This window comes from Pseudomonas sp. CGJS7 (genome assembly GCF_036961695.1).
On the sequence record NZ_JBAMDI010000010.1, the window covers coordinates 23231 to 35851 of the forward strand.

8 protein-coding genes are annotated in these 12621 nt (G+C 67.0%); 3 read left to right on the forward strand and 5 right to left on the reverse strand.

All coding sequences use genetic code 11. The features are described from left to right. The first annotated feature begins 11 nt into the window (after window positions 1-11). From V7787_RS08760 to nudK, 3 genes are all read left to right on the forward strand, one after another. Window positions 12-593 (forward strand): hypothetical protein, encoded by a 582-nt coding sequence (locus tag V7787_RS08760; protein ID WP_336087302.1) that lies wholly within the window; start codon window positions 12-14, stop codon window positions 591-593. A 46-nt stretch (window positions 594-639) separates the two neighbouring features. Next, window positions 640-1677 (forward strand): SDR family oxidoreductase, encoded by a 1038-nt coding sequence (locus V7787_RS08765; protein ID WP_336087304.1) that lies wholly within the window; start codon window positions 640-642, stop codon window positions 1675-1677. Between the two features lie 63 nt (window positions 1678-1740). After that, window positions 1741-2316, forward strand: a complete 576-nt coding sequence (gene nudK, locus V7787_RS08770; RefSeq protein WP_336087306.1) for a GDP-mannose pyrophosphatase NudK — start codon at window positions 1741-1743, stop codon at window positions 2314-2316. A gap of 87 nt (window positions 2317-2403) precedes the next feature. Here the strand turns inward: nudK and V7787_RS08775 are convergent, their stop codons facing one another. The 5 genes from V7787_RS08775 to V7787_RS08795 form a co-directional block, all read right to left on the reverse strand. Further along, a complete protein-coding gene (locus V7787_RS08775; RefSeq protein ID WP_336087308.1) occupies window positions 2404-3660 on the reverse strand; it encodes an MFS transporter in 1257 nt (418 codons plus the stop codon). Window positions 3661-3910: 250 nt separating this feature from the next. Beyond that, a complete protein-coding gene (locus V7787_RS08780) occupies window positions 3911-6340 on the reverse strand; it encodes a TonB-dependent receptor (RefSeq protein WP_336087310.1) in 2430 nt (809 codons plus the stop codon). Between the two features lie 74 nt (window positions 6341-6414). Further along, window positions 6415-9444, reverse strand: coding sequence for a beta-phosphoglucomutase (gene pgmB / locus V7787_RS08785; protein WP_336087312.1), 3030 nt, complete (start codon window positions 9442-9444; stop codon window positions 6415-6417). 410 nt (window positions 9445-9854) lie between these two features. After that, the gene (locus tag V7787_RS08790; RefSeq protein ID WP_336087314.1) at window positions 9855-10868 is read right to left on the reverse strand and encodes a LacI family DNA-binding transcriptional regulator; all 1014 of its coding nucleotides are present in this window, start codon (window positions 10866-10868) and stop codon (window positions 9855-9857) included. 142 nt (window positions 10869-11010) lie between these two features. After that, complete coding sequence (locus V7787_RS08795; RefSeq protein WP_336087316.1) at window positions 11011-12573, reverse strand: serine hydrolase domain-containing protein; 1563 nt, start codon at window positions 12571-12573, stop codon at window positions 11011-11013. Window positions 12574-12621: the final 48 nt, after the last annotated feature.

Consider the following 12621-nt stretch of genomic DNA (forward strand, 5'->3'; position numbering starts at 1 on the left):
CGGAGAGCGAAGTGCAGGACGCGCAAGACCTGAAACGACTGGCCGCCGATCTGGCGGTGTTCGCCCAGCATCTGCAGGAACAAAGCGAACGCGCGGTGCAGCACGTCGACCGCAGCGCCGACGAATTGCATCGCGCCGCGCTGGGCATGGGCGCGGGCGCGCAGGAACTGGCCACGCAGTTGGTCGGCGCGGTGCAGAGCCAGGCGCAGGAGGCCATCGGCCGCGGCGCCGCGCAGGCGTTCGGGCCGATCGGCGCGCAGTTGCGCGAAAGCGCCGAGGTCGCCACGCGTGCGGCCAAGGCCTTGGAAGATCAGCGCAAGGCGCTCGACCGCGCCCAGCAGATCCTGATCTACAAGGGCACGCTGGCGCTGTTGGTGGCCTCGGCGATCGCGGTCGCCGGCAGTTGGTTCTTCATCAGCAGTTCGCTGCGCGAGATCCAGCGCGCCAAGTTCGGCCGCGACATCATCGAGGCGACCCGTTCCGGCGCCTTGACCCGCTGCGACGGCCAGTTGTGCGTCCGCGCCGGCAAGCGCTTCGGCAACAAGGGCGATTTCGTGCTGATCGAACAGCAGGCCGAGCCGGCGCGGCAGTAGCCGGCTTCGGGTTAGGCTTGGGTTCCCTTTTTTCGGCCCGATCGGCATGAATGCAGCGACGACCACGGTGTTGGTCACCGGCGGTTCGGGTTTTGTCGCCGGCCACTGCATCGTGCAGTTGTTGAACGCGGGTTACCGGGTGCGCACCAGCGTGCGCGATCTGCGCCGCGAAGCCGGGGTGCGGGCGACGCTCGCGCGCGCCGGCGTCGATGCCGGCGAGCGTTTGTCGTTCTACGCCGCGGATTTGCTCGGCGATGCCGGCTGGGCCGAAGCCGTGGCCGGTTGCGATTACGTATTGCATGTGGCCTCGCCGTTTCCGGCCGGGGTGCCCAAGCACGCGGACGAACTGATCGTGCCGGCGCGCGAAGGCAGCCTGCGGGTGCTGCGCGCGGCGCGCGACGCCGGGGTCAAGCGGGTGGTGCTGACTTCCTCGTTCGCGGCGATCGGTTACGGCCATCCCGGACGCACCGAGCCGTTCGACGAAACCGTGTGGTCGCAGTTGAGCGAGCGGGTCGGGGCGTATTCGCAATCCAAGACCTTGGCCGAACGCGCGGCCTGGGACTTCATCGAGCGCGAAGGCGGCGGCATGCAGTTGGCGACGGTCAATCCGACCGGCGTGTTCGGGCCGGTGCTGGGGCCGGAGCTTTCGACCTCCATCGGTTTGATCCAGCGGATGCTGGCCGGCGGCTTGCCCGGTTGCCCGGCCTTGTATTTCGGCACCGTCGACGTACGCGACGTGGCCGACCTGCATCTGCGCGCGATGACCGATCCGGCCGCCAACGGCGAACGTTTCCTCGCCGTCGCCGGCGATTTCATGTCGGTGTTCGAGATCGCTCAGGCCTTGCGTCGCGGCTTGGGAACGGCTGCTGCGAAGGCGCCAAAACGGCAACTGCCCGATTGGATGGTGCGCATCGTCGGTTGGTTCGATCCGGCGGTGCGGCAGATCGTGCCGGATCTGGGGCAAAGGAAAAACGCGAGCAACGCCAAGGCCAAGCGCCTGTTGGGCTGGGCGCCGCGTTCGAACGACGAGGGCTTGATCGCGGCGGCGCGGAGTCTGATCGAACTGGAACGCGGCGAAATCTGAAGATGGCCGCCCGCTTTGAACACCCGGATATGAAAACCGGATCGCACCTCACGGAGTCAGACAATGACTGAACGCATTCGGATAAAAGAAGAGCGGCTTCTTTCGGACAACTGGTACATCCTGAAGACGACCACGTTCGAATACTTGCGCGCCGACGGGCAGTGGGAGACCACGAGCCGGGAAACCTACGATCGGGGCAATGGCGCCACGATCCTGCTGTACAACCGACAGCGGCGAACGGTGGTGCTCACCAGGCAGTTCCGCTATCCGACCTACGTCAACGGCAATGCCGACGGCATGTTGATCGAGGCCTGCGCGGGCCTGCTGGACGACGACGATCCGCAGACCTGCATTCGTCGCGAAACCGAGGAAGAGACCGGGTATGCGGTCGACAACGTGCGCAAGGTCTTCGAAGCGTATATGAGCCCGGGGTCGGTGACCGAGAAGTTGTTTTTCTTCGTCGGCGAGTACAGTGACAAGGACCGAATCGGCGACGGCGGCGGTGTGGACAGCGAAGACATCGAGGTCTTGGAGCTGCCGTTCGATCAGGCCTTGCGGATGGTCGATTGCGGCGACATCAGGGACGGCAAGACCATCATGTTGCTTCAGTTCGCCAGAACCAGCGGGCTGCTGGACTAAGGTCGAGTCCATTCGCGGGGGGCTTGGCGCGCGGATCGTTTTCGCCGCGAACCGGCCCGGCGCGGTCGCGTTGTTGCAGTGAGGCCCTCAAGCCGCGGCGAGCGTGCGCTCGGCGCGGCCCGATTGGCGCTTGAGCAGCATGATCGCCAGCAGCAACAATGCCATCGGCACCAGCGACAGATAGAACGCGATGCCGCCGCCGATACGCGCGAACAACTGCCCGGTGATGAACGAGCCGGTGGTGCCGCCGAGCGCGGAAAACACCACGATCAGCCCGGTCATCGCCGCATGCCGCGACTTGGGCAGCGAGCTGAGCACCACCGAATTGATCGCCGGATAGATCGGCGCCATGAACAAGCCGATCAGCGGGAACACGTACGCCGCCAGCGGCGCGCTCATCCAGTCCATGTCCGGCCGCGGCCGCGCGTCGCCGGCCAGGGGCAGGGCCAGCAGCACCAGCACGGCCATCGCCAGCACGCAGGCGATCAGCAACCAATGCCAGGGCACCCGCCGCAAGGCCAGGCCCGCGGCGAGCCGTCCCAGCGCCAGCGACACGGCGAAGATGCTCGCCGCCTGCACGCTCATCCGGGTCGGCAGGTGCAGGATTTCGCGATTGAAGGTCGGCAGCCAGGTGCCCACGCTCTGCTCGATCAATACGTACAGGAACGCGGAGACCAGAAACGCGGCGACCAGGGGCTGGGCGATCAAGCGGAACATGTCGAAGAACGAATCGCTGGCGGCGTGGCCGTCGCGCGCGGCGGTTTCGTCCATGTCCGAGCTGGCGAGCAGGGCGACGATGGCCGCGGCGATGGCCGCGAGCAGCCAGTACACGTGCAGCCACACCGGATCGGCCGGCGACTGCGGATCGATGAACCAGGCGAAGATCCAGTAACCGGCGAGCACGCCGACCATGAACCAGCCTTCGATCAGGCTGGTCAGGCTGGCATGGGCTTGTTTGCCGTCGGTCAACAGACCGATGGAGGAATACACCGAGACCTTGGCCAGGGCGAACGCCGCGCCGGTGGCGACGAACAAGACCTTGGTCATCCAGAACGAAGGCAGGACCGGCATCAACGCGCAGGCGGCGCCGACGATGCTCAGGCCGAGCATCATCGCCCGGCGGTAACCCAGCCGCGGCATCAGCGCGGCGGTGAAGAAGGACACCACCGCGATCGGCAGATCCTTGAACGCCTCCAGGATGCTGGCCTCGCTCTTGTCGATGCCGAAGCCCTGGATCGCCTGCAGGATCACGGTGCCCACGCTGTTGAGCAGGATCCCGAACATCATGTAGGTCAGGATCATCGCCGCGATCATGCGGCGGCGGTTGGCGGCGGTGGAGGTCATCGAGGCTCCGTGGGTGTCGCGGTTTGCTGTGTATGTTTTGACCATTGCGCAACAGCTCCCTCTCCCGCTTGCGGGAGAGGGTTGGGGTGAGGGCGCGCGAAAAGCAATCGCCCTCGAATGAGTGGATTACGTCATAGGCGACGGACAGCGAAATGTAGCGACGACCTCTGGACTGGCCCTCACCCCAACCCCTCTCCCGCAAGCGGGAGAGGGGCTTAAGCTAAGCGGGAGAGGAGGGCTTTAAGTCACATCACCACTTATACGCCGCCGAGAACAAGTACTGCCGCCCAGCGATCGGCCGCCCCATGAACACGCCGCCGGTCGCCGCGCCGGGCACCCGCACATTGCCCTCGGTCAAGCCCAACTCGTTGGTGACGTTGCTGCCGCTGACCGACAGCTCCCAGCTGTCGCCGATATGCATGTTCGCGCCCACATCCAGGGTGTGGTACGAGGGCAGCTTCTGGGTGTTGGCCAAGTCCGCATAACGGTCGCCGATGCGCGAATAGGTGGCGAAGATCTTCAGATCGCCGAACGGCAGCGTCCAGAAATAGCTCGGGGTGAAGCGGAACTGCTGCTTGGGCTGGCGCATCACCTGATTGCCGGTGAACTCGCGGTAGTTCTCGTACTGCGCGTCCAGCCACACACCGGTCAAGGCCAGTTCCAGCCCGCCGATCGGCCGCACCGCGCCTTCGACTTCCACGCCGTAAGCGCGCGAATCGCCGGCGGTGGTGAAGTTGCTGCCGTCGTCGAGGAAGGCCTGGAACGGCGAGTTGGTGAAGCTGTTGTAGAACGCGGTCAGGTACAGGTCGTAGACCGAATTGCCCGACTTGAAGCCCAGTTCGTACTGGTCGATCTCCTGCACCTTGGTGTTGCCGTCGCGCAGATTGTCGAACGCCGGCAGCTTGTAGCCGGAGTTGGCGCGGGCGAACACGCTGGAGCTGTCGTTGAGTTTGTAGTTCAGGCCCAAGGTCCAGGAGAAATGCTTGTCGTCCTGGTCGATGCGGCGCGAGGTCGGCAGCGAGACCGAGGTGGCGTTGTCGTACAGCGTGTTCGGATTGCCGTCCAGATCGACCGTTGCAGTGTTGTGCACAGTGCCGTCGACTTGCTGCCACTCATAGCGGATGCCGCCGTCCAGACGCAGACGGTCGTTGATCTGCCATTCGTCCGCCAGGAACACCGCGGTGTTCTGGCCGTCGTAATCGCCGCGCAAGGAGAAGAACGAGGTGCCGGTGAAGCCGTCGCGGGTGACCTGACGGCCATCGGCCAGGGTCAGATTGATCCGCCGCGCGTTGTTCTGCGCGGTCAGCAGCATGTTGTTGCCCAGATACCAGGTGTCCTTGGACGAATACTTGGCGAAGTACACGCCGGCGGTGAGGGTGTTGCCTTCGAACAGATCCTTGCTGAAGCGCAGATCGTTGGTGAACGATTCGATCTCCTTGTCGACCACCCAGAAACCGGCGGTCAACACCTGCTGATTCGGATCCACCGCGCCGCCGCCGTTGACGTAGGTCGCGGTGCCGGCGCTGCCGTAGCCGGCGATGAACGAGGACAGCGTCTGCGGGCTGGCGCCGGTGAACAAACCGTTGGTCGGCGCGCTGCCGGTGACGAAGTTGACCCGGTCGCTGATGGTCCAGTCGCCGACGTAGAAGTCCATCGACGCGCCGAACACGTCCAGATTGATGCCGCGGCCGTCGGCCAGATCGCGCTGGATGCTGGTGCCCGGGCCGGTCGGGATGGCGACGCGGCGGAAATCGTTGCCGAGCAGGGTGCCGGTCTGCGCGTCCAGACCCGGGAAGCTCGACAGGCTGGAGCCGTTGTTGCGCGACAGCAGCGGGATCGGGGTGAAGAACGCGTTCTTGTCGTCGGTGTGGCGGGCGTAGAGGGTGATCTCGCCGCTGTCCCAGCTGTGGGTCAAGGTCGCGCTGAGCTGGCCGCCCTTGTCGGCCGGGAACTGGGTGTCGCGGACGCCGTCGGTGGTGCGGTAGAAACCGCCGACGCTGTAGAACCAGCCGTCGGCGAGCTTGCCGCTGTTGAACAGATCCACGCGGCGGAAACCGTCGCTGCCGACGCCGACCCGCACGCTGCCTTCGGTTTCTTCGCCGCCTTTTTTCTGGATGAAGTTGACCGTGGCGCCGGGCTGGCCATTGGAGAAGATCGGGCTGGGACCGCCGCGCAGCACTTCCATGCGCTCGATGGTGTCGTCCATCCGGAACAGGGTGGAGTTTTCCAGGAACGACAGGGTCGGCGGCGGGTACAGCGGCGCGCCGTCCATCTGCACGGTCACGAACGGCGCGTCGCCTTCCGAGGGCATGCCGCGCACGAAGATGTTGGCGCCGGTGCTGCCGCCGGCCGATTCGGCCCACACGCCGGGAACCACCTTGAGCGCGTCGGCGGTGCTCAGCGGCACGGCTTCCTGGATTTGTTCGAGCGAAGCGGTGGTGATCGAGAAACTGGCGTCGCGCTTGCGCACGCCCTTGAAGCGCGCGGTGCCGCTGACCACCACCGCATCGAGCGTGGTCGCCGATTCGCTGGCCGCGGCCGGCGCGGCGGATTGCGGCGCCGGCGCGTCCTGGGCCGAGGCGTAACCGGGCGCGAGCGCGGCGGCGATCGCCGCCGACAGCGCATAACGCAGCAACCGCTTGGGTCCGGATGCCGTGTGCTTGAAGACCGAGAATTGCATGTTGTTCTCCCCACCCATTGTTATGGATTGTTGATCGATGACGGCCCTGTCGCGGCGGTGCGTGCCGCGCGCGATCAAGGCGAAACGAAGGCGTTCAGATCGAATGAAGCGATATCGGGCAAACAGGCGTCGGCGCGCGCCAGGGCCAGCGGATCGCCGATGCCGACCGCGGCCATGCCGGCGGTCTTGATCGAGACCACGCCGGCGGCCGCGTCTTCCACGCCGATGCAGTGCGACGGCGGCACGCCGAGCGCGGCGGCGACATCGAGAAAGATGTCCGGCGCCGGCTTGGCCCGGGCGATGCGCGCGGCGTCGGCGATGTAGTCGAAGCGCTGTGCGATGCCGAGGCGCTCGAGCAGGGCGGCGGCGTTGCGGCTGGCCGAGGCCAGGCCGAGCTTCAGGCCGCGTGCGCGCGCTTGTTCCAGCACCCGCTCCACGCCGGGGAACAAGTCCTTGGGCGTGACCTCGGCGATGGCCTCGACGTAGTAGCCGTTCTTGCGTTCGGCCAGCGCCAGTTTGCGCTCGGCGCTCAAGTTCACCCCGGCGTTGCGCAGGATGATCTCCAGCGAGCTCATCCGGTCCACGCCCTTGAGTTGTTCGTTGATGTGTTGATCGAACGGCAGGCCTTCTTCGTCGGCCATGCGCTTCCAGGCGCGGTAATGGGTCTGGGCGGTGTCGGTGAGCACGCCGTCCAGGTCGAAGATCAGCGCCCGTGCCGGCTTCGGGAAACGTTCGCGGGTATCGACCTCGGGCTTTGCCAGCGGCCGCAGCACTGGCGCGCCGCTGCTCAGTTCGACGCGTTGGCCGGCGTGGGAAATGCTCAACGGCGCGCCTTCCAGCAGCGAGTATTCGACGCCGTCGCGGCGCACCTCCACGCGCAGGCGGCGGCCCTGCCAGCGCAGGCCGAAAGCGAAGCCGCTCCATTGCTGCGGCAAGGTCGGCGCGAACCGCAGTTCGCCGCCGCCGCTGCGCAAGCCGCCGAAACCGGCCGCCAGGCCGAGCCAGGTGCCCGCCAGCGCCGCCATGTGCACGCCGTGGTCGGTATTGCCGTGCAGATCGTCCAGGTCCACGCGCAGGTTGTCGTGGAAGAACCGCTCGGCCTGGGCCGGGTGGCCGACTTCGCTGGCGAGGATGCCGAACACCGACGCCGACAAGGTCGAGTCGTGGGTGGTCACCGCCGCGTAGTAGTCGTAGCTGCGCCGCTTGGCGTCCACCGTGATGCCGTCGCCGGCCAAGACCAGGCCCATGACCACGTCGGCCTGCTTGCAGACCTGGTAGCGGTAGAGGGTGAGCGGGTGGTAATCCAGCAACAGCGGCCGGTGTTCGCCCTCGCGGGTCGGGTACGGCCAGCGCGGTTTGTCGAGGAAGGTGTCGTCCTGGGCGTAGATGCCCAGGGCTTGGTCGTAATGCAGGAACATCGATTCGGCGGCGCGGCGCCAAGTGGCTACTTCGTGCGCTTGCACTTGCAAGCGTTGCGCCAAGGCTTGCAGTTGCTGCGGGCGTTCGCGTTCGAGCTGCTCCCACGCCGCCACCGCGCGCAGCAGATGCTGCTGGGCCATGCGGTTGGTGTAGAAGTTGTTGTCGACCAGCGCGGTGTATTCGTCCGGACCGGTCACGTCGTGGATGCAGAACGCGCCGCCGCGGCGCGGATTGAAGTGACCGATCTGCGGCCAGATGCGCGCGGTTTCGAACAGCATCTCGGCGCCGAACTCGGCGAGGAAGTCGATATCGCCGCTGGCATCCAGGTACAGGCCGATGCCGTAGGCCACCGCGGCGTTGATGTGGTACGCGGCCGAGCCGGAGGGATAGTGCGCGGAACACTCGCCGCCGGTGATGGTGCGCCAGGGGAACAAGGCGCCGATGGCGTGGTTCATCTCGCGGGCGTGTTTGCGCGCGGGCTCCAGCGCGAGGAAGCGCGCATGCAGCATCGCCCGCGCTACCTCCGGTGCGGTGTAGGCCATCACCGGCAGCATGAAGGCTTCGGTGTCCCAGAAATAATGGCCTTCGTAGCCTTCGCCGGTGAGCCCTTTGGCGGCGGTGCCGTCGATGCCGTTGCGGCCGGCCGATTGCAGCAGATGGAACAAGTTGAAGCGCAGCGCCTGCTCGGCCGCGGCGTCGCCGCCGATCGACAGGTCGGCGCCGTCCCAGAATCGCGCCAGCGCCTGCGCTTGATCCGCGGCGATGGCGTCGAAGCCGCGCTCGCTTGCGCGCTGCAACGCCTGCGCCGAGGCGGCGGGCAGGTCGGTGGCGTGCGGGTTGCGGTCGGTGACGTAGGCGACGAATTTTTCCAGCGTTGCCGATTGGCCGGGCAGCAAGTTCGCGCTGTAGCGCTGGGCCACGCGTTCCTCGCCGAGTTCGGCGGCGACGAATTGCAAGCCTTCGCAGCGATGCGCCTGACTGCACACCGTGCGCACGCCGCTGCGGCGCGTGGCCTGGACCACGTGCGCGCCGCGTTCGTCGGCCTGGCGCGCGAGCAATTGCAAGCCTTCGGCCGAGGCTACGCCGATGCGCGGGTCGTCGCCTTGCTCGGCGGCTTGGTGGCCGCATTCGATGATCGAGACCAGGCTCAGCGGGCCGCTGTAATCGAGCGAGAGCACGCGATAGCGGATCGCCAGCAGGTCGACGCCGGCGACGCCGCTGTCGAACGGCAGCACCCGTTCGGCGATGACTTCGATGCGGGCGCCGGCGGCGGTGCGCAACACGCTGCGGCGACTCAGGCAACCGCGGCGCAGGTCGAGTTCGCGCTCGAACGCTTCCCCGGCGAGCGGCAGCAAACGCTCGCCGCCGGCGAACACTGCGATGCGTTGGCCGTCGGCGACCGGCAGGCGGGTGTCGGTGTAGCGCGGGAAGCCGGTGAAGCGTTCGTGGTAGTGGATCGGATGCTGCTCGTAGACCGCGGCCAGGAAGCTGCCGTCGCTGCCGCCGTCGGTTTCTTCGATGCCGCCGCGCACGCCGAGCGAGCCGTTGGCCAGCGCGAACAGGGTTTCGTCGCGGCGCGCGCGGGCCGGGTCGAGGCCGGTCTGACGCAAGCGCCACGGGTCCGGCGCGGCGGCCGGGTCGGGGTGAGGGACGGGCGGAACGAAAGCGGTGGGGTGAGCAGTCACGCGGCGAGCCTGGAAGCGGGGCCGCAGGGCGCTGCGGCTTCAATGGAGGCGGACCGTAGTGATTGATTGTTATCGATGTCAAGTTACCGATAACAGTGTCCCGTCCAGCATCTCGGCCAAAGCCGGGCACTTGGCCGGATAACGGCGAGGTAGTTTTGTCAGATCAGTGACTTAGCTGAAGTGCGCCGGTGCTTCGAGCCGGTTCGACCGCACCCGCCGAACGTTGCAACGCAACAAGAATTGCGCGACCGCGCAGGGCTTCCTGTAGGAGCGGCGCAAGCCGCGACCACGTCGCTGCGGACACAGCGCAAGCGGATTCGGGCCGCGCAGGGGGCGAGCGCGGGCTCGATGCGAACAGGTAGCTGCGCGGTCGCGGCTTGCGCCGCTCCTACAGGGGCAATCCGGCGGACTCAGGTTACTCGCGCCACCAAATGCGTCGGCAGAATCTCCGACTGCGCCTGCTCGCCCTCGATCAGCGCCAGAATCTTGCGCGCCAACGACACCCCGGCATCGACGAAGTTCTGGTGGATCGAAGTCAACGGCGGCAGATAAGTCGCCCCGAGTGGGGTGTCGTCGTAACCGATCACCGAAACATCCTCAGGCACCCGCCGCCCGCGTTCGATCAAGGCGCGGATCGCGCCGATCGCCAGCAAGTCGCTGGCGGCGAACAAGGCGTCGAATTGCGGGTGTTGATCGAGCAGCGCATGCACCGCCTGGGCGCCGGCGCTGACAGTGAAATTGGCCACAGTCGGAGTCAGCGCGACGATGCCGTGCTCGCTCAGCGCGTGCTGAAACCCTTCCAGGCGCTCGGCGAATTCGCCGTGCGCGTGATCGCCGAGGAACACCGGCCGGCGCCGGCCCAGGGCCAGGAAGCGTTCGGCGGCGAGCTTGCCGCCGCGGTGGTTGTCGCTGCCCACCACCACTTCCGATTCGTGACGGCTGACCGCGCCCCAGACCACCATCGGCCGGCCCCAGCGTTTGACCTGGTGCATGGCGTCCTCGTGCGCGCCTTGGCCGAGCAGGATCACCCCGTCGGCGGCCTGCACGCTGGGCAGCCCGCCGCCCTGCAGCGAGGTCAGCAACACGCTGTAACCGGCCGAGGTCAGCTCCTGGCTGATGCCGCCGAGCAGGTCCAGCGGGTAAGGGCCGGACATTTGCCGTTCGACGGTGGGTTTCATCTCCACCACCACCGCCACGGTCATGCTTCGGCGCAGGCGCAGATTGCGCGCGCTGATATTGAATTGATACCCCTGGTTTTCCGCCAGTTGCTTGATCTTGGCGCGGGTCTCGGGATTGACCAGCGGGCTGTCGCGCAGCGCGCGCGAGACGGTGATCGCCGAGACGCCGGCCAGTTCGGCCAGATCGGCCATGGTCAGGTGTTCGCCGGCTTTGCGGGTCGGATTGGAGGCGCTCGGTCGGCTCATGCGGGGCGGATCGTCCAGGATCGCGGTCGAAGAGGGGCCGTGCCTATGTACCACGTCGCGCGTAAAGGCTGCAGGAGCGGCGGTAGCAGTAGCGCCAACGCGACGCGCGCGGCGTCGCATTGGTGTGAACGCCGGACCCGGCTCAGCGGTGCGAACCGCCACGATCGGCATGCGCGGCCGGCTGCGTGGCCGGCTGCGTGGCCTGCCGGCGGTAGTAGCGATGCGCCGTACCGGACAGCACGCTCAGCGCGCGCACCGCGCCGTGCGCGTCGCGGTGGAACTCGAACTCCACGCCAGCGCCCATGAATCGGGCCGGGCTCAGCGCCAGCAAGCTCGTGGCGTTCTCGCCGGCCGGTTCGATCGCGACCGCACCGTCGGCCACCTTCACCGCGAGAGATGCGTGGTCGAAGGTGTCGGCCAATTCGCCTTGCACATCCATCGGCAGCGACGGGTCCAGGCGATAGTCGCCGGCATAGTCGGCGTAGATCGGCTCGCGCAGGTCCAGGGCGATGCTGCGGATCACCGGCTTGATCCCGTCGCCCAGCGCATCGGAAATCGCATTGCGGATTTCGCCGCGCAGCAGCCTGCCGTTCTTGCCGTTGGTGAGGATGACGAAGCCATAACCGGTCTCCGGGTAGCCCTCGATCCCGGCGTGATAACTGTCGTTGCTGCCGTTATGGAAGAACCGGCGCGAACTGCCGCTGCCGAGCAACTCCGGCCCCAGCCCGCGGTTGCCCGGCGATACCTCGGTCATCATCTGGGTGGCGATGGGTTTGGGCAGCCAGTCGCTCTGGCCGCGGTAGCTGCGGATCAGCGCGGCGACGAACTCGCCCAGATCGTGGGCGTTGGTCCACAGTCCCGACGCCGCCTGTTCCGGGAAGGTCTGCCAGCCGCGCGGCAAGGCGACGACGGCGCCGTCGCGGTCGTGCGCCTTGGCGATGTTGCCGCGCGCCGGCGGCAGCGGGTTTTCGTAGGTGCTGCGGCGCATGCCGACGGGTTGGAACACTTGCGCGCGCGCGACCGCTTCCAGCGGCTGGCCGGTGACGTCTTCGATCACTTGCTGCTCCACCGTCACCCCGCCGCCGGAGTAGTCGCTGACGGTGCCGGGTTCGCGTTGCAGGCGGATCGGCCGGTTCTTCGCCGGCGGGGTTCCGTTCAAGGTTTGCAGCAGCGTCGGCAGGGCTTCCGCGGGCAGATAGTCTTCGAAGCCGTGCACGGTCAGGCCCGAGGTGTGCGAGAGGATCATGCGCAGGGTCACCGTCGGGTTGGCGATGCCGGGCGCCTCGGGGATGCGCCAGGATTTCAGATAGCCGTTGACGTCGCGATCCAGATCCAGCCGCCCTTGCGAGACCAGGCGCAGGGCGGTGGTCGCGGCGATCATCTTGCTGACCGAGCCGACCGAAAACAGCGTGTCCGCGTCGACCGCATCGGCGGTTCCGGCCTCGCGCACGCCGTAACCGGCGGCGTAGGCCAGCTTGCCGTCCTTGACGATGGCGATCGCCGCGCCGGGCACTTTGTGATGGGCCATGCGCTCGCTCAGGCTCCACACCGGCACCGGTTTGCCGGCTTCGACCACGCTCGGCCGCAGGCCGCGTTCTATCGCCGCTTTCAGGCGCGCGATGTCTTGGTCGGCGGGCGCTTGCGCGTGGGCGCTGGCGGCGGTCAGACAGGCGAACAGCGTGCAGGCGAACAGCGTGGATTTCATCGTCCTCATTGCCTTGTGGTTGGATGCGAAAGCCGATGGTTTGCCCGA